This is a genomic window from Clostridiales bacterium (assembly GCA_030016385.1).
Lineage (GTDB): Bacteria > Bacillota > Clostridia > Clostridiales > Oxobacteraceae > JASEJN01.
Genome location: JASEJN010000063.1, coordinates 1 through 17,999, shown reverse-complemented (window position 1 = coordinate 17,999; position 17,999 = coordinate 1). Strand labels below are relative to the sequence as shown.

The 17,999-nt window shown below is 37.3% G+C and carries 16 protein-coding genes; 10 read left to right on the top strand and 6 right to left on the bottom strand.

Annotated features, from left to right (window positions below):
- Nucleotides 1–149: 149 nt before the first annotated feature.
- Nucleotides 150–524: a L,D-transpeptidase gene (locus QME45_12475; protein MDI6619463.1), complete on the bottom strand. Its 375-nt coding sequence runs from the start codon at nucleotides 522–524 to the stop codon at nucleotides 150–152.
- 322 nt (nucleotides 525–846) lie between these two features.
- Between QME45_12475 and helD the strand changes: the two genes are divergently transcribed.
- The 3 genes from helD to QME45_12460 all read left to right on the top strand — a co-directional run bounded on the left by helD (nucleotide 847) and on the right by QME45_12460 (nucleotide 4,373).
- Nucleotides 847–3,117, top strand: a complete 2,271-nt coding sequence (gene helD, locus QME45_12470) for an RNA polymerase recycling motor HelD (GenBank protein ID MDI6619462.1) — start codon at nucleotides 847–849, stop codon at nucleotides 3,115–3,117.
- 174 nt (nucleotides 3,118–3,291) lie between these two features.
- Nucleotides 3,292–3,723, top strand: a complete 432-nt coding sequence (locus tag QME45_12465) for a transcriptional repressor (protein MDI6619461.1) — start codon at nucleotides 3,292–3,294, stop codon at nucleotides 3,721–3,723.
- A 311-nt stretch (nucleotides 3,724–4,034) separates the two neighbouring features.
- Nucleotides 4,035–4,373, top strand: coding sequence for a hypothetical protein (locus QME45_12460; GenBank protein MDI6619460.1), 339 nt, complete (start codon nucleotides 4,035–4,037; stop codon nucleotides 4,371–4,373).
- A gap of 20 nt (nucleotides 4,374–4,393) precedes the next feature.
- On the opposite strand, the gene QME45_12455 is transcribed toward QME45_12460, so the two are convergent.
- Nucleotides 4,394–4,720, bottom strand: coding sequence for a helix-turn-helix domain-containing protein (locus QME45_12455; GenBank protein MDI6619459.1), 327 nt, complete (start codon nucleotides 4,718–4,720; stop codon nucleotides 4,394–4,396).
- Between the two features lie 211 nt (nucleotides 4,721–4,931).
- On the opposite strand from QME45_12455, the gene QME45_12450 reads away from it, so the two are divergent.
- Nucleotides 4,932–5,774, top strand: a complete 843-nt coding sequence (locus tag QME45_12450) for an aldo/keto reductase (protein ID MDI6619458.1) — start codon at nucleotides 4,932–4,934, stop codon at nucleotides 5,772–5,774.
- A 42-nt stretch (nucleotides 5,775–5,816) separates the two neighbouring features.
- Nucleotides 5,817–6,944, top strand: coding sequence for an aldo/keto reductase (locus QME45_12445; protein ID MDI6619457.1), 1,128 nt, complete (start codon nucleotides 5,817–5,819; stop codon nucleotides 6,942–6,944).
- Between the two features lie 75 nt (nucleotides 6,945–7,019).
- On the opposite strand, the gene QME45_12440 is transcribed toward QME45_12445, so the two are convergent.
- Both QME45_12440 and QME45_12435 read right to left on the bottom strand, forming a co-directional pair.
- Entirely contained in the window at nucleotides 7,020–7,568 is a 549-nt protein-coding gene (locus QME45_12440) for a LemA family protein (GenBank protein MDI6619456.1), read from the bottom strand.
- Nucleotides 7,569–7,600: 32 nt separating this feature from the next.
- Complete coding sequence (locus QME45_12435) at nucleotides 7,601–9,475, bottom strand: DUF2207 domain-containing protein (GenBank protein ID MDI6619455.1); 1,875 nt, start codon at nucleotides 9,473–9,475, stop codon at nucleotides 7,601–7,603.
- A gap of 353 nt (nucleotides 9,476–9,828) precedes the next feature.
- On the opposite strand from QME45_12435, the gene QME45_12430 reads away from it, so the two are divergent.
- The gene (locus tag QME45_12430; protein MDI6619454.1) at nucleotides 9,829–10,701 is read left to right on the top strand and encodes a pyridoxamine kinase; all 873 of its coding nucleotides are present in this window, start codon (nucleotides 9,829–9,831) and stop codon (nucleotides 10,699–10,701) included.
- 161 nt (nucleotides 10,702–10,862) lie between these two features.
- On the opposite strand, the gene QME45_12425 is transcribed toward QME45_12430, so the two are convergent.
- Nucleotides 10,863–11,030, bottom strand: a complete 168-nt coding sequence (locus tag QME45_12425) for a hypothetical protein (protein MDI6619453.1) — start codon at nucleotides 11,028–11,030, stop codon at nucleotides 10,863–10,865.
- Nucleotides 11,031–11,344: 314 nt separating this feature from the next.
- On the opposite strand from QME45_12425, the gene QME45_12420 reads away from it, so the two are divergent.
- Nucleotides 11,345–11,815: a methylated-DNA--[protein]-cysteine S-methyltransferase gene (locus tag QME45_12420; protein ID MDI6619452.1), complete on the top strand. Its 471-nt coding sequence runs from the start codon at nucleotides 11,345–11,347 to the stop codon at nucleotides 11,813–11,815.
- Between the two features lie 5 nt (nucleotides 11,816–11,820).
- Here the strand turns inward: QME45_12420 and QME45_12415 are convergent, their stop codons facing one another.
- Nucleotides 11,821–12,264: a hypothetical protein gene (locus QME45_12415; GenBank protein ID MDI6619451.1), complete on the bottom strand. Its 444-nt coding sequence runs from the start codon at nucleotides 12,262–12,264 to the stop codon at nucleotides 11,821–11,823.
- Nucleotides 12,265–12,490: 226 nt separating this feature from the next.
- On the opposite strand from QME45_12415, the gene QME45_12410 reads away from it, so the two are divergent.
- The 3 genes from QME45_12410 (at nucleotide 12,491) to QME45_12400 (ending at nucleotide 17,750) form a co-directional block, all read left to right on the top strand.
- On the top strand, nucleotides 12,491–12,952 hold the full coding sequence (locus tag QME45_12410) for a hypothetical protein (protein MDI6619450.1): 462 nt from the start codon (nucleotides 12,491–12,493) through the stop codon (nucleotides 12,950–12,952).
- 207 nt (nucleotides 12,953–13,159) lie between these two features.
- A complete protein-coding gene (locus tag QME45_12405; protein ID MDI6619449.1) occupies nucleotides 13,160–14,350 on the top strand; it encodes a GNAT family N-acetyltransferase in 1,191 nt (396 codons plus the stop codon).
- 232 nt (nucleotides 14,351–14,582) lie between these two features.
- On the top strand, nucleotides 14,583–17,750 hold the full coding sequence (locus QME45_12400; protein ID MDI6619448.1) for a glycosyl hydrolase family 18 protein: 3,168 nt from the start codon (nucleotides 14,583–14,585) through the stop codon (nucleotides 17,748–17,750).
- Nucleotides 17,751–17,999 lie beyond the last annotated feature (249 nt).

Sequence of the window (17,999 nt, the reverse complement as noted above, 5' to 3'; positions counted from 1 at the left end):
GCCAAGAACTTATCAAAACTTTCATAATGCTCATTCGTTGCTCAAAATAACACAAACTAAAATTGCAAATTGAAGTTAAGATATACATTTTTTTATGGCTGACTTAGTATTTAATAATTGAAGGAGTTAGTGATTATAAGTTAACTCCTTCAATTTATTTTTACTACAGTTCCTATCGGGACAAGATTATAAATTTCTATTACATCCCTGTTTTGCAGACGTATGCAGCCGTTTGAAACTGCTCTTCCTATGGATGCGGGGTTATTTGTACCGTGTATGCCATAGTCTCCTCCCGCTGCATTTAATCCCATCCACCTGGCTCCGAAGGGCCCTCCCGGATTTAATGCTTTGTTTACTATAGTAAAGGTGCCTTTAGGCGTCGGAGTTGAAGGTTTGCCAACGGCGATGCTGTACGACTTTATAAGTTTACCGTTTTTATATAAGGATAGCTTTCTAAGCGATGTATTTACCACTATATTATATGGATATCTGAATGGATTCCGGCAATATGGACAGATATGCATCTTTTCCCCCATGAAATCAAATAATATATATTTTTATAATATGAAATATGATATGAAACTGCTAATGCATCTTTATACAGCACTATATCCGGTGCATGACAAATATAAAATATACATGTTACCATATTTGACAAAAAGCAAAAAAAATGATAAATTTAAATGAGTTGCGTTGATAAAAGCATACAACTACACCATTTTATCAATACAATAATTATAACATATAAGGCTGCAAAAAGTCAATACTTTTCCATCGGAGAATGCATACAGATTATTTTTCAAATATAAAAGAACCCTGTGTCGGGAAATTTGGAGGCGCATAAAAATGAGTATCAGCAAAAATGAATGGAAGTATGAAGAAAACAGACTTGAAATGATAAAAAGATTTATAACTAACCGGCTTCAATATATATTAGGAGAAAATGATAAGTTTAAAAATGAGTTGATAGACACACAGAAAGAAATGCGCGAGAACGTGACTATCGCTCCATCTTCGCTATATGATATAGATGGCATTGCACAGGCGTGGCAGTACCAGACTGAGATTAAGAGGGAAGCAAGGGCATATAAATTTACATTTGTGCAGTCTGAAAGACTTAAAAAGATGCTGTATTTCCCTTACTTTGGAAGAATAGATTTTATGGAAGATGGAGAAAAGCTGACAGAACAGATATATATAGGGATAGGGAATTTAATTGATGAAGATAAAAAGGAATGCCTTATATATGATTGGAGGGCGCCTGTATCGAGCATGTTTTACGACTATGAAACGGGCCGGGCATCATATGAGTGCCCTGATGGACTAATAGAAGGAGATCTAACGCTTAAAAGGCAGTACAAAATATCAAATGGAAAGATAGATTATATGTTTGACAGCAATTTGAAAATAGATGATGAGATTCTTCAGGAGATACTTGCCAAAAGCGTCGACAACAAAATGAAAACTATCGTCATGACGATACAGAGGGAGCAAAATAAAGCTATACGCGACGATAACCATCAGCTTCTAATAGTACAGGGCCCTGCCGGTTCCGGAAAAACATCAATCGCTCTTCACAGAATAGCGTATTTGCTGTATAAACACCGTAAAAACGTTGGGGCAAAAAATATAGTGATATTTTCACCAAATCAGATTTTTAACGATTATATTTCGGATGTACTGCCGCAGCTTGGTGAGGAAAATATGTACCAGACAACATTTATGGAATATGCAGAAAAAGTGCTCCAGGACGCCGTGAAAATTGAAGACATGAACGGACAAATGGAATATCTGCTATGCTGCCCTAATGAAAATAAATACAAATACAGGATTCAAAGCATCAAATTGAAAGCATCGAAACACTTTCTGGATATCTTAAAAAATTATGCCGGATATCTTGAAAATATGGATTATAATTTTAAAGATATTGCCTATAAAGGCAAGGTCATTATTTCAGGAGAGGAAATAAACACACTTTTTCACAGAGATTATGCATATTTTCCCGTGGAAGTAAGGATGAAAAAAATAAAAAGAAGAATTTTTTTCCTGCTAAAGCCGTATGAAAGGGAGCGGATAAAGGAAATCCGCGAAAGAATGAAAAATTCAGCTCAATATTATTCGGAGGATGAAATCAAATTCGGCAGTGTAAGAAATGTCATAAAGGAATTCAGGCCACTTAAGGATAATGCTAGAGAGATGACAGCCATAAGCTTCTATGATGCATATATAAAATTGTTTGAGAACAGGCAATTTTTTGCCGGCTGCCCGATGCAGGACTATGAAGAGATGAAGCATATTACAATATCTTCTATTTCGCAAGGGAAGATAAATTATGAAGACGTTGCACCGCTTATTTATTTAAAGAATACTTTGGACGGAAAGTTTAAAAGATCGCTTATAAAATATATGGTAATAGATGAAGCACAGGATTATACTCCTGTCCAGATTGAAGTGCTAAAACAGTCTTTTGGGAGTGCAAACATTACAATCCTGGGTGATATGGATCAATCGATAAATCCTTATATGAATATAGAAAAGTACGAATATATACCTGAGATATTTAAAGATAAAAGCAAGATAATGATAAATTTAAGCAAGAGCTACCGCTCCACGGAAGAAATAACAACTTTCTCAAGGAGAATACTGACAGGCAGAATAGATGCCGATTTTATAAACAGGCATGGCGATAAGCCTGTTGTATATAAGCTATGTGATGACGATAATTTATACGATTTATTAGCTTCTGATATAAAAAGGCTGTTGAGCGGCGGGTATAAATCGATAGCGCTGATTTGCAGGACGGCTGCTAGGACAGATGATTTATATAAGCATATAAAAGATAAGATAAATATAGGCATTATCAGAAACGATGATGAAGAATACAGAAAAGGGGTAGTTGCGATACCCTCATATCTTTCGAAGGGTCTGGAGTTCGATGCGGTTATCGTACCGGATGCAGAAAGCTATTGCGGCGAAAATGAAAGACGGCTTTTTTATACAGTATGCACAAGGGCGCTGCATGAGCTTCATATGTACTTTAGGAAAGATATATCTTTATTTGTAAGAAATATAGATCGCCAGTATTATAGCCTTGTGGATCAGGAAACAAGGAAATGAGCGGTTAAACTGCTCTGCCTCCCGTTCTTTAAAATAAAAATGCAAATTTAACGCGGATTAGTGATATAATCTGTATATAGGCTTGAATCTTTTGAATAAGGCGTTCAAATACGAAATATACGTATAGGCGTATACAAAAGTGCCGATAGTTTTCATGCGGGGAGATGAGATGATTTGTCTGTAGATGGAAGATATAAAGAACTCTTTGAAAACATGGGCATTAAAAATACAAAACAGAGGGAGATAATTTTTGATGTATTGAGCAAATCGGATGTTCCGATTACTGCTGACGAATTATTCATAAAATTGAAAGATATGGATACATCCATTAATTTATCTACTATATATAGAAATCTGGATATGATGTGCGACAAGGGTATTATTACAAAAACTATATTTATGAATGATGACAAGGCGAGGTTTGAAATAAAAAATACCCAGCACAAGCACCGGCTGATATGCATAAAGTGCAAGAGGATGGTGCCTATCGATGATTGCCCTATTGAAGAATTTGAGAAAATGCTTTGCAAAAAGACAAGTTTTGATATAACCGGTCATAAGCTTGAGATATATGGTTACTGTCCTAAGTGCAAGAAAACGAAATAAAAAAGCCATGACAATAAGTTTTTGTTATCGTCATGGCTTTTTTTATAATATGCTTGTGTTTTATACGTCTATAGTACAGGGCCCATATTTTATATTTGAAGAATATTATGGAAAGAGCAATTAGCGGAAAGTCTTTAGAGTCTGTTAACGCATGTTCAGGATTAGCAGAATCAATGTTTGAGCTAAGATAAGTTTTGATTCTGCCCTGAACAAGTTTACAGACTCTTTAGACTGTGAGCTTAGCGATTGGAATAATATTCTTCAAATAATATATATTATATATAAAGCGATAAAACACAGGAGGATATTGCATGGCTGAGTTTTTTGAAAAATTTACTGAAAATATGGGTAAATATTTGACGGCAGCCGGTATAAAGTCCAGCGAATTAATAGATATAACATCTGTCAATATGGAAATAAGCAATTTAGAAAAGCAGAAAAACAAGATACTTATGGAAATAGGAAGACATGCTTATGCTATGTACCTTAAAGGAGGTATAGATGGAAAGAAGCTTGATGACAAGTGTGATATCTTGGTCCGCATTGATAAGGAGATAAAGGGGAAAAAAGCTGAAAAAGAAATGATACATGAGAGCGCAAAAAAAATATTGAAAAATACGGTGGGCAAAAATAGGAACAAGCATCACTAACATAAAAAAAATCGATGCCTTTATCCCCATTTTGCCCCCCAAATCTTCATTTCTTTAATTATCCTGTTCAGACTTTTTCCCTTTTCCGTAAGCGAGTATTCGACGGTAGGGGGAATCGTTGAATAGGCTTTCCTTTTTATTATTCCGTGAAGTTCAAGTTCCTTAAGCCTGACGGAAAGAGTTTTGGGGCTTACATCATGAAGGGCTTTTCTAAGCTCTCCAAACCTTTTGGTACCTTCAAAAAGATTTTTTATAATGAGGAATGTCCATTTACCGTCCAATACATCAAGTGCCTTTTCAATAGAACATTCAACATGTTTAGGGCATTCAAGCTTATCACTGCTCATGTTAATCCCACCTAATAGTATCTTTTATGTAACTATGTGACTTAAATGTAACTACTATTCATATTATATTGGTTGTGGTAAAATTGTCAATAGTAAAATAATTTTTCTTCAATTCGCAATGTAAAATTCAACGTAAATAAAAAACATAAGTTCATAGTAAACCGAAGGTTTGACGGATTGAAGCCATTTTTGCGTAAAGGGAGGAATGATTATGCAAAAACGTGTACTCGGAAGAACTGGTGAGATGCTGTCGATATTAGGCTTTGGCGGTATTATCGTATCACAGGAAACACAAAATGATGCGGATGATTATGTCGCCTTTGCCATAGATAGAGGTGTCAATTATTTCGATGTCGCACCTTCTTATTCCAATGCGGAAGATAGATTAGGGCATGCGATCAAAGGAAAAAGGAATAGTATTTTTCTTGCATGCAAGGCTGAGGAGAGGACAAGGGACGGTGCAAGAACGCAGCTTGAGCAGTCTTTAAAGAAGCTTGGGACGGATCACTTCGATTTATATCAGTTCCATGGTGTTTCGTCGATGGATGAAGCTGAAAAAATACTGGGGCCTGATGGAGCATTAGAGACTTTTGTCAAAGCAAAAGAGGAAGGGCTTATAAAATATATTGGCTTTTCAGCCCATTCTCAGGAGGCTGCGCTTAAACTAATGGACAGTTTCGATTTTGATACCGTGCTTTTTCCTGTAAACTGGGTAAATATATTCAATTCTGATTTTGGCATTAAGGTGCTTGATCATGCTGAAGAGAAGGGGATGGGAAGGCTTGCAATAAAATCCATGGCGGAAACCCTGTGGAAGGATGGAGAAAAGCGCACATATCCTAAGGCATGGTACAGGCCGATAGATGATGAAAACCTTGCATCTCTCGCTTTAAGGTTTACGCTTTCAAAACATATCACGGCGGCTATCCCACCGGGAGATATAAAACACTTTAAATGGGCATTGAAAACAGCGGAGAATTTTATTCCCATGACGAAAGCAGAGGAAGATATATTAAGAGAAAAGGCAAAAGGGCTAGTGCCTATTTTTAAATAGCTTAAATTCAGTAAATGTAAATTTTTAAAGGAGGCATTTTAAATGCAGTACAGGAAATTTGGAAAATATGATATTAAAGTATCGGCTTTGGGTTACGGTTGCATGAGGCTGCCCGTGTTGAAAGATGGAAGCATCAATGAAGAAGAAGCGGTAAAGCAGATAAGGCATGCGATAGATAATGGAGTAAACTATATTGATACAGCCTATGTTTACCATGGTGGAAAAAGCGAGGTACTTTTGAGCAAGGCATTTGCCGATGGGTACAGGGGTAAGATATTTGTCGCCGATAAAATGCCGATGTGGAGCATTAAAACATATGGGGATTTCGATAGGATATTAAATGAGCAGTTAGACAGGCTTAAGACCGATCATATCGATTTTTACCTTCTTCATTCCCTTTCAAAAAATACATGGGAGAAGGGAAGGGACTTAGGAGCTCTCAAGTTCCTTGATGAAGCTCAAAAAGACGGCAGGATAAGGCACAGAGGGTTCTCGTTTCATGATAAATTTGATGTGTTCAAGGAAATAGTGGATGCATATAACTGGGACTTTTGCCAGATGCAATATAATTACATGGATGAGCATAACCAGGCTGGAGTTGATGGTCTGCGCTACGCATCTCAAAAGGGTATGGCAGTTGTCATAATGGAGCCGCTTCTTGGAGGAAAACTTGCGAGGAAGCCGCCGGTGCAGGTCCAGAATGTATGGGACAGCGCTAAGGTTAAAAGGACTCCTGCCGAATGGGGATTAAGGTGGTTATGGAATCAGAAGGAAGTTACCGTCGTACTTAGCGGTATGAATGCCATTCAGCAGATCGATGAAAACATCAAAATTGCAAGCGAGACTGCGGTAAATTCCCTGTCGGAAGAGGAAAAAAATCTGATTTATAAGGCAAGGGATAAATATAAAGAGCTTACAAAAGTGGACTGTACAGGCTGCAGATATTGTGTACCATGTCCATTTGGCGTGGATATACCAAGAATATTCCACTTATACAATCAGGGATCGATATACAATGATATTGAAGGAAGCTCAAGGGACTATATGCATATGGATGCCAAAAACAGGGCATCGGTATGCAGGGAATGCGGAAGATGCGAAAGGTTATGCCCTCAGCATATAGAGATAAGAAAGAAACTGAAAGAAGCGCATCGAGTATTATCGGTATAACGAAAATTGGCAGGGAACAAAATAGACTTTGTTCCCTGCCAATTTTTTATACCTTGATTATTTTAAACATATCCCTTAAAATTTAACTTCCACCGTTCCCTTTTCATTTTCATTTGCCTCGAAGAAAGGTTCAGCTGCAAAACCGAACATACCCGCTATTATATTTGAGGGAAACATCTGAATGGAATTGTTATAATCCATAACGACATCATTGTAAAACTGCCTTGAAAAGCTAATTTTGTTTTCGGTTTCCGAAAGCTGTTTCTGCAGTTCCAAAAAGTTTTCATTTGCCTTAAGGTTTGGATATTGTTCCACGACAACAGCCAGCCTGCTTAAAACCTGCGAAAGCTGATTATTGGCTTCCATCGCCTGTGCGGGCGTCGTTGCGCTTGCAAATCTGTTTCTGGCTTCAATTATTTTTTCAAGAGTTTCCCTTTCATGGGACGCATAGCCCTTTACCGTATTTACAAGGTTTGGAATAAGATCAAAACGCCTTTTAAGCTGCACATCTATCTGAGACCATGAGTTTTTCACTTTGTTCCTTTTAGTTACCAGGCTGTTGTATATGCCTATAACTATAAGTATCAAAATAACAGCTATCGCTAAAATAATATATCCTGTCATAAAAATATTACCTCCAATCAAAATATTAAATATTAAAAGCCTCCGAAACCTCCGCCTCCGCCACCGCCTGAGCTTCCGGAGCTAAAGCCGCCACCGCCTCCGCTATGGGAAGAATCGCTTGAATTCGCAAGTGAAAAGGCGGAGTTTGAAGCGTGTTCAAATTGTGATGAAATGTCGTCAAACCTTTCAAATACGGAACGATTATACATATAATTTCCCATATATAAATAAGTAAGCCCGTTTGCCTGATAGTCTTCTTCGGGTATAATTACCTTAAGCTGCTTTATCACTTCCCTGGCAACACCTAAGGATATAGCATAAACAAGATATTGTTCCCATATTATAAGTGAAGGTATTACGGCTTCCTTAAGATTGCTGAATTCCCTTAAAAATCGCTTGAATGCATTCCACATGGCAAATTGTGTGGCACCATATTTTGTTCTTCTTTTGAATGTCAGCGAAAATATCATAAGCAATATCCCTGCGATAATATCCATAATGCCGGCAATACCGCCGAGGATGATAAATATAACGCCTGCTGCGATGTCTAATAGTGCAAATATGCCGCCTATTGCCTTTCCTTTTCCTATGGTCCTGTCAAAAAAAATTTTGTCTTCCGCTTCCATTTTGACGATGTCCGACCAGGCTTCATAGCTGCCTTTGAACTTAAGGGCTGCAGTTTTTGACTTTGTACACCTTTCTATATTTTTAAAAGTTAATCTGCTGCCATCTCCTATATCGTTTAACATCCAGTTTAAAAAATACCTTTCATGCTCGAGAAGGTTATTATCTGCATCTTTAAGCTTTACGATACTATAGTCTTCTTTTGTTTTGGTACCGAACAGTTTTTTGACCTCCTTTTTTTCGATTTCGATCTTGAGATATTTCTTTCTTACAAGATCCATCAAGGTTGCCGTTATATCCCTGGTCGTGATATTTCCAAAATTATAAAGCACGCTCATTACAGCAGGGCTGCAGTCTTCAGGAAGTTCCCTGTAATATTTGCCTTTAAATTCGCTTTCAGGTTCCTTGTTATACTTAATATGCAAGTAGTATGCAAGAAATGCAGTCATGAAAAAAAGTGCAATTGCGGCAGCGCTCACGATTTTAAGTATCAATCTTGCCTTTTCCCTTTCTTTATTTGCCTTGTCGGCGAATGCCTTTTCCTGGTCCAATATTTCGGCTAATTTATTTTCATTTACTATATTTTTGCATTCAGGTATCAAGGATGCGGGAAAAAGGACACGCGCTTCAATGTTCTTTTTACTTGGAAGGCGCTCTACAGTAAGTTCAGCAGTTCTGTCATCGATTATTGAAGAGTTGCCGTTTAAAGGTCCATGGGCAAAAACCTTGATCTCGCCCTTTTTTATTCCCTCTGGGACTTTAATATCTATGCGGACATTTCTAATGGGCGTTTTATTTTCCTTTCCTATAAAGTTCCAGTTAAGTTCTGCCGTATCGTTATACTTTACAGCAACATCATGCAAAACATAAGAAATCCGAAACGCTTTTGTTTCATCTTCCGATGGGCAGAATATCTTAAGCATCCATGAATCCTTTTTTGATTTGTCAATCGTATATACTTCCCGGTCCCCGTTCATCGCCGAATCGACTGCCATGTAAGGCACTTCGGAATCTCCCTGTATTTGAGATACCGTTAAATCGCTTATTCCTGAGCTTTTACTGAATACTATTTCTTTTGTAATACCGTTGAATTTGCCTGAGAAATCAAATGTAACATTTTCATTTACAGCCATTTCGCCGTTTTTCATGACTTCTGCATTCACAGTATATTTTTTTATTTCAAGCGAAGAGTTGTTCGATGCAGCGAAGGCAGGATTGGCAAAAATCAAAGACATAATCAATATAAGGAAGGAGCAAATGATTCTATATGGATTTTTATACAAACAATATCACTCCTTATAAATTAATCAGACCTGTAATAAATAAAAAATCACCATTAAGATTATTGTACTAAATAAAAGGCAAAAATAAAACTTAATTTTATGTTAAATTTCAAATATTCAAAGGGTGTATTGAGCTTAGCGATTGAAATAATATTCTTCAAATATAAAATGCCCCCATATTCAAAGCATATACTATTGGGCACCAATATGATATAATCTAAAAATAGCGGAGATTAAGAGTGGTGTATGCAGACTCTTAAGACTGTGATTATGGATTGGAACAATATTATTCAAACATAAAAGATACATCTGATCAACAGGCTGTTTTTACGGGATAAAATGGGGATGATTTTTTGAGAGCACCAATACAAAGAGTAGCAGCCGTCCACGATCTGTCAGGATTCGGGAAGTCGTCGCTTACTATGATAATACCGATACTGTCGGCGATGGGAATACAGGTTTGCCCTCTTCCAACTGCCGTATTGTCTACCCAAACAGGCGAATTTGAAGGCTATAAATTTGTGGACTTTACAGACCATATGGAGGATTTTATAGATCACTGGCACAGCCTCGGGATAAAGTTCGACTGCATATATACGGGATTTTTAGGTTCGCCGAGGCAGGCCGGCATAATAAAAAAGTTTATTTCAAACTTCCATTATGAAGGCCAGCTTGTTGTGATAGATCCTGTTATGGGTGACGATGGCGAATTATACAGTTCTATGGATAATGAAATGGTAGAAGGAATGAAGGAGTTGATTGGTTCTGCCGATATTATAACTCCGAACATGACGGAAGCTGCTTTCCTTTTGGATGAACCCTGCAAAGATAAAATAGATAAAAATGAGATTAAGGATTGGCTGCTCAGGCTATCGGCTATGGGGCCTAAAACAGTAATAATAACAAGCGTGCCGGCGTATAATTCGGATAAATGGACATATGTTGCGGCATACAGCAAGGAAGACGGATGCTACTGGGCTGTTAGATGCGATTATATGCCCGTGTTTTTTCCGGGAACAGGCGATGGATTTACAAGCGTACTTGTTGGAAGCATCCTTCAGGGAAATAGTCTCCCTGTCGCGTTGGATAGGGCGGCGCAGTTTATTTCATCGGCTATAAAGTTAAGTTGCGGATATGAATATCCCCGTAGGGAGGGAGTGCTTTTGGAGAAGGTATTGGATGACATTAAACTTCCATTGACGAAATATACCTGTGAACAGTTTTGATGTGCCCTGAACGAGTTTACAGACTCTTAAGGTTGTGAGCTTAGCGATTGAATAATATTCTTCAAATATAAAATATGCACCCTATGCCGTTTTACAAATGGAAATATGTGCTAACTTATATATAATGTGAGGCGGCGCCGCCCCACATTATATATTTGACATCAGCCCATTATAAACGTTTGATTTGAGCGCCCGTCTTGTGAGACACCTATTTCATTTGTTTGTCTGCAGTCACATGTGCACTCTCCAAAGCGATCACAGGTACATGTGCATACATTGGCTCTTGGTGTTACATTTCCTACATTTTGGAAAGATAATGTTGTATCCATTGCAAACACCTACCTTTTCTAATATATTGTATTAAATATTCGACAAATGTTTACAATTTTGAAGGTGTATATATTATTTGAAGAATATTATGGAAAGAGCAATTAGCGGAAAGTTTTTAGAGTCTGTTAACGAAGGTTCAGGATTAGCAGAATCAATGTTTGAACGTTAGTGAGTTCTGATTCTGCCCTGAAATAAGTTTACAGACTCTTAAGGCTGTGAGCTTAGCGATTGAAATAATATTCTTCAAATATAAAATACATTACCAATTTCAAAATGTTGAAGAATGTTGAAAAAAATCGGGAGGGAATTTTTTATGTATAAAACATATTATGCATCACCTATTGGAATAATCGAAATAAAAGGCGATGAACATGCAGTAAGATCCATTTTATTTTCAGATAGAAAAGATGATGAAGATTTACAAATACCGGCGCTTCTGCAGAAATGTAGGGATGAATTAGATGCCTATTTTAAAGGAAGTTTAAAAAAATTCACATTTAAAATGGAACCGGAAGGTACGAAGTTTCAAAAATCGGTCTGGAATGCACTTACAAAAATACCCTATGGAAAGACAGCTTCATATAAAGAAATTGCGCAGATGATAAATAATGTTAAAGCCGTAAGAGCTGTTGGAAATGCTAATAGCAAAAATCCTCTAGCTATAGCGGTACCATGTCATAGAATAATAGGTTCAAATGGCAATTTGACAGGATATGCAGGTGGCCTGTGGAGAAAGGAATGGCTAATAAACCATGAAAAAAATACCGTTAACAAGAGATTATAGCCAAGCTACAGCGTAATAATAAAATATAATGCCAACGGTATCAATGTAATAATGAAAAAATCCAAAAAGCTTATATAAATAGGTCTGCTGATAAAGGGTGCGAATAAAAAGTCCATATTTTCTCTTAAAGATTTGCCTATCTCGTATATATAATTGCCTGCGATTTTGCAATCCTGGAGATCGGTTATGTTCATGTTTTCCAATTTTTCTACTATGTCTTTATCAACCTTTTCCCTATAGTACTCGCCTTTTATACAAAGTACATTGAATAATATATATTTGTATTTGTAACAAATATCGATAAGATTTGATATTTCATTTTGATGTACCTGTTCTACAAAAGGTATGCCCGTCATATAGTCCGCAAGCCTGTTTATATATTTTCCGTACTTAATCAGCATACTTACTATACTGCCTTCGTCACGTCTTTGCTTTAATTTTTCCAGCATAATCATCTCACCTTTCTACATTATTATATATCATATATTAATTATTGCCAGTTTGCAAATGTTATAACAATGAAAATTTTTTATGAACAATTCTTTACCAAGATTTTCGGGTTGCATGTGAAATCGTATTATTTTGAACGCTCATTTGTCAGATTCAAGTTTTGTAAGTTCTGCGGCATGCCTTATTTTTTATATCGCTTCATATATTAATACGGGGTGAGATTTAATGGAATACGATAATATGCTGGACGGATTGTTTTATGGCGTATACTGTATGAGGCCCGATGAGGTCAGGATGAGTTTTGAATATATCGGAGAAGGCATCTGCAGGGCGGTGTATGCCATCGACGAAAGATTCGTCGCCAAATTTGCCACATGCATGGATGGCTTTGACCAGTGCGGCCTCGAATATAAGATTTACAGCACATGTAAAGATAGATATAAAAAGTATTTATGCCCGGTTGTGTGGTACAGACCGGGAATGGTCGTGATGCCAAGGGCGGTACCGATTACCGAATTTATTGAGGGGGATAAATACGATATAAGCATCCTTGGCGGCGGAGCTGTACGCGATTTAAAAAGGCTTTCTAAAAAATACGATTTGCTGTTTGAAGATATCGAATCCCCGACTTCGTGGGGGATATTGATGGGCAGGCCATGCCTTATAGACTACGGCTGCACAAATTGATAATATTGCTTCGCACGTTCGCAATTTTAGTTATGAGAGGTCCAAAACTTTTTATGCATCGGTATCATATGCAAAAGCATTAATATATAGTATCATTTTATTGGAAAAAGTAAAAAGATATGAGACCGCTGCATACATTAAAATGCAGATAATCTGACAGAATAGTACATGCTGTCTTTTTAGCTAAATAAAGGAGGAATGTTCAAAATGGAAGTAAGAAAAATAAAACCTGAAGAACATATCGATGCATTAAGAATTCTTTCCATAGCCTTTAGATGGAGCAAAGATTTTGGCGAAGCAAAGAAGAATCCAGAAAAATTTTATAATGGCTATGAAACTTGGCGTGCAGCCTTCAATGATAATGGGAAAATGTGCTCGGCTTTAGAGATGACCCCATTTAAATTTAAATTTGATGGAAAAGCTGTTGATATGGGGGGTATAGGAGGAGTGATTTCTCTTCCGGAGGAAAGAAATAAAGGTTATGTACGTAAACTTTTCAAATATTGTTTTAATGAAATGCGGGAAAATAGGCAGTGGTTTTCATTTCTATATCCGTTTTCAAATGAGTATTATAGGAAGTTTGGATACGAAGCGAGCTTGAGAAAGGTAAAATACACAATACCGCTTGATAGCTTCAGATGTTTTCCAAATACGGGTGAAGTGAGACTTTATATTCCAGGAGGGGATGATAATCGTATTAGATATATTTATGATAATTTTACAGCGGACAAAAATTTTGCGGTGGTAAGAAATGATTTTTTATGGAACAGACATATTGGAGAAGATCCGTATAAGAATAATTCATATACTTATGTATGGTATGATTCTGACGGCACTGCTAAGGGCTATATCACATTTAAGTGCAAAAAGAGGCAGGATTTCGGCGCAGATATGCTGGTGAAGGAGCTGGTTTGGTTAAATGGCGAAGCTTTAGCAGGAATTTTTAAATTTCTTGGCAGCTTTGTACCTAACTATAGAGATTTCATATGGGAGACTACGGAGTTTCATAATTTAAATCTTATTTTTCCAGAGCCTTATGTTGTAAAAGCTGAAGTATTTAGTTCCGGAATGAGCAGGATCGTAGATCTACAGGAGGTACTAAAGCTTAAAAGCCATCCAAAACCAGAGGGCTGTTTAGCTTTTGAAGTGCAGGATGATTTTCTGGATTGGAATAATGGAACCTTCGTGGTAACTTGGAATAAAGATGGCGTTGATGTAAAGAAAGAAGCCTGCTCGCCTGATTTAAGCTGCAGCATACAAGTTTTGACTCAGCTCATAACAGGATATGCATCGATAGAAGATTTTTTGTGGAATAAGGATTTGAAGGTTTATGGTGACCGTGAGCTGCTTGCAAGTTATTTTAAAAAGAAAGAACTGTATTTAAATGAAAACTTTTAGTTTAAGAACAAACTTTCAAAACAATAAATAAAATATTAAAAAAATATTTCAGAAGTTATTGAAAAGGTTTTTAAAAAGACTTAAAATTAAGGTAAAGATTTCCATAACTAACATTATAAGAAATTAATAAATGATTTTAAGGACGGAGGTGACTGCAAAATAAGTTAATTAAGTCTACAGAATCTGTCTCTAACCGTTGGAAGATTATAAAAAATATAAGGAGGCAGATGATATGGCTATAAAGCCAAAGAAGTATTTATATTTTTTCCTGGTTTTTGTACTTATACTAACTAGTTTGATGATTATTTCACATTATTCTTTATTCGGGTCCAAAAGGGACAAGCCAGTAGTAAGCGATAACACCTCGCTGAAACAAGAGGATGATAAAACAAAAACAGAAGAACCCAAGGCCAATGCTGATACAAAAGCTCCGACAGCACCCGGCGATATAACAACTACTATCAAAACTGAAAATTCTATAGCTTTATCATGGGAGGCTGCAACAGATGACGTTGGAGTGAAGCTTTATGAAATATATCTAGACGATATAAAAATAGGTGAAACAGATACCACCAGCTATATTTTTAATGATTTAGAGGCGGGAACTACTTATAAATTTTCAATAATAGCAAAGGATGCCGCAGGAAACAGCTCCGAGAAAGCTGTTTACTCAGAAACAACCTATGCCTCTATCCAAACACAGGTATCTGAATCTGCGACATATACCAACAATAATAATATTAGCACAAATGCAAATAATAAGTCAAATAATAGGCCTGGCGGTGATTCAAATAATCAGCCGCCGGTAGACAACCCAAACAGTTCTACAGTTGATAACAACGCGCCAACTAAGCCCAAAAATCTTCATGTGACTGGCAAGACAGGCTACAGTGTGACACTTTCCTGGGAGGCATCAAAAGATGATAAGGGAGTAACAGCTTATGAAATATACCAGGGAACAGTAAAAATAATACAGACGGATAAGACCACATATAAAATAGAGGGGCTAAAAGATTATACCAAGTATATTTTTACGGTAAAAGCATTAGACAAAGCGGGTAACGTATCTGCGGCAAGCAATGCCGTGACTGTAAAAACAGAGGATATTACAGCGCCGACAAAACCAAATAATTTGGCGGCAAGAAATATAACAAGAAATAGTACAAGCTTAACCTGGGAAGCTTCAACGGATAATGCAGGGGTAACGGGCTATGTAATTTATCAGGATGATATTGCAGTAGGAGAAACCCTTGACACTTCTTTCAAAATAACCGGATTAAATTCTGGCACAGAATATAAGTTTTCAGTAAAGGCAAAGGATGCGGCAGGCAACTTTTCTGCAGCTGGCACTACTGATGTAAGGACTATTGCGTCACCGAAGATAGAAGTAAGCCCGATTGCTGAAGATGGCAGAACCATTGAGAAATCACCAACAATAACAGCAATCGTGGACAGCAGTTATCAGGTGAAAAATGTGGTATTTCTTGCAAAGGCTCTTGAAGCTCCGGATAAGGATTATTATCCCTATGCTGCAAAGACTAAGGCGCCATATTCATGGAGCTGGCCGACTGGTGATCCATGGGTACCAGACAATGAATATATACTAAAAATGGTTATAACATATGCAAATGATGAGGTAGAAGAAGTTACGCGCGTAGTATTGGCCCATAACAATAAGAAGTCGATTCCTGCGGCACCTGCTGAACTGAGGTTTACCAAAAGAGATGCTGCCAGCGTTTCGTTAGCATGGAATGCTTCGGTGGATAAAGACGTTGTAGAATATTATATATATCAAGATGGAAGACAGATAGGCACTACGAAGGATACCTCCTATAAAGTTGAGGGATTGACCGAAGAGAAGGTATATATGTTTAGAGTAAAGTCGAAGGATATGGACGGAAATATTTCAGTTCATGATAACACTATAGGTGTTAAGCTCTCAAGGGATCCAAGCAGTTTAAAAGATTTTCCAACAATTTCTACAATAAGAGGAGAAGGAAAGATTGGAGTAGCAGGAAATGAAGGGACTTACTCAGGAGTTGTAAAGCTGTCTGCAGATGCAAACAGTGAAGCAGGAATAGATAGAGTTGAATTTTATAGTAAAACTGTAGCTGCATCAGAAGCGGAATATTATAAGTTCCCAGCTTCTTCAGTTAAAATTTCAGGCTCGACTTATTCTCTTAATTGGGATACCGTTTGGGCACCAGACGGGCAATGCATTATAAAAGTTGTTGCTTATGATAAATCAGGACAAGTTATAACCACTACTGCTATATTTATTGTGGATAATGTTGAGGAGCAGCCGCCGGAAAAGCCGTGGAAGCCTGCGAAGACTCCGCCGCAGTATATGGTAATTGCTTATCTGGCAGGATGGGGTGCCAATTACAATATATTATACGACGCTGATGCAAGCAGATTGACTCATATTAATTATGCCTTTGCAGATATTGATGGTCAGACTTATACAATCAAGCTTGGCGATAAAGTAAATGATCCCAAGAACTTTGCTAAATTAAATCAGCTAAAAGAGAAATACCCGCATCTTAAAACTATAATCTCCGTAGGTGGATGGGGATGGTCGGGAAATTTTTCAGCCATGGCGTCTACTGATGAAAACAGAACAAGATTTGCCGATAGCGTAGTTGATTTCCTTCTTCAATATGGCTTTGACGGAGTCGACCTTGATTGGGAATATCCAGTATCGGGAGGTGGACCGGGAACGGTTAGGAATCCTGCTGATAAAGAAAACTTTCCGCTAATGCTTCAAAAGATTCGCGAAAAGTTAGATGCTCAGGAAGCAAAGGACGGAAAGCATTATAGCCTTTCCATTGCAGCCGGAGCAAACAGCAGTTTTGCTAACAATACAACTATTGGTAAATCCCATGAGTACTTAGATTATGTTCAGCTTATGACATATGATATTCATGGCAACTGGGAAACTAAAGCCGATTATAATGCTCCATTATACGATGATAATGGAGAAACTTACAGTGTTGATAAAGCGGTTAATATCTTCTTAGAGGCAGGGGTACCCAGGGAAAAATTGGTTATGGGCGTTCCATTTTATGGCTACCAATATACTGTAGTATCTGCTGAAAATAATGGCCTGCGCCAGGAATTTATTTCAGGAGGTGCTGTATCTTATAAATCAATAATAAGCGAAGATCCGGAAAATAACGGATATACTCGTTATTGGAGTAAGGGCGCACAAGTACCTTATTTATGGAACCCTTCAACAAAACATTTTATAACATATGATGATCCGGAATCCATGAAAATAAAGGCAGAATATATCAAAGAGAAAGGTTTGGGCGGGGCAATGATTTGGCAGTTGACTCAAGATCATGAGATAGATTTATTGAATTCCATCTATGAAGTTTTGAAAACCAAGGGTCATTAGGATGACGACATTTGTTTAGAAATTACGGACTATAGGAAGGGATGGTGCTATGGAATACAATAAAGCATTTCGGCAAAGTAATTGATTAGTAGAGTCAGTAGTAAAGAGTTATGTTTGAAAGGAAGAGTTCTCCAACGGTTAGAGACAAAAGTGAGTTTTTATATTCAGATGCCTGCTGTCTTAAACGGCAGGCATTTTTGTACGCCCAACATGTCTGTTGAGCCGATAGGTTGAAAGAAACCTTATCAC

What these genes read in the sequence shown, in the direction of transcription:
- QME45_12475 (MDI6619463.1), bottom strand. Translation starts at nt 524, where the DNA reads ATGCATATCTGTCCATATTGCCGGAATCCATTCAGATATCCATATAAT.
- helD (MDI6619462.1), top strand. Translation starts at nt 847, where the DNA reads ATGAGTATCAGCAAAAATGAATGGAAGTATGAAGAAAACAGACTTGAA.
- QME45_12460 (MDI6619460.1), top strand. Translation starts at nt 4,035, where the DNA reads ATGGCTGAGTTTTTTGAAAAATTTACTGAAAATATGGGTAAATATTTG.
- QME45_12455 (MDI6619459.1), bottom strand. Translation starts at nt 4,720, where the DNA reads ATGAGCAGTGATAAGCTTGAATGCCCTAAACATGTTGAATGTTCTATT.
- QME45_12450 (MDI6619458.1), top strand. Translation starts at nt 4,932, where the DNA reads ATGCAAAAACGTGTACTCGGAAGAACTGGTGAGATGCTGTCGATATTA.
- QME45_12445 (MDI6619457.1), top strand. Translation starts at nt 5,817, where the DNA reads ATGCAGTACAGGAAATTTGGAAAATATGATATTAAAGTATCGGCTTTG.
- QME45_12440 (MDI6619456.1), bottom strand. Translation starts at nt 7,568, where the DNA reads ATGACAGGATATATTATTTTAGCGATAGCTGTTATTTTGATACTTATA.
- QME45_12425 (MDI6619453.1), bottom strand. Translation starts at nt 11,030, where the DNA reads ATGGATACAACATTATCTTTCCAAAATGTAGGAAATGTAACACCAAGA.
- QME45_12420 (MDI6619452.1), top strand. Translation starts at nt 11,345, where the DNA reads ATGTATAAAACATATTATGCATCACCTATTGGAATAATCGAAATAAAA.
- QME45_12415 (MDI6619451.1), bottom strand. Translation starts at nt 12,264, where the DNA reads ATGCTGGAAAAATTAAAGCAAAGACGTGACGAAGGCAGTATAGTAAGT.
- QME45_12410 (MDI6619450.1), top strand. Translation starts at nt 12,491, where the DNA reads ATGGAATACGATAATATGCTGGACGGATTGTTTTATGGCGTATACTGT.
- QME45_12405 (MDI6619449.1), top strand. Translation starts at nt 13,160, where the DNA reads ATGGAAGTAAGAAAAATAAAACCTGAAGAACATATCGATGCATTAAGA.
- QME45_12400 (MDI6619448.1), top strand. Translation starts at nt 14,583, where the DNA reads ATGGCTATAAAGCCAAAGAAGTATTTATATTTTTTCCTGGTTTTTGTA.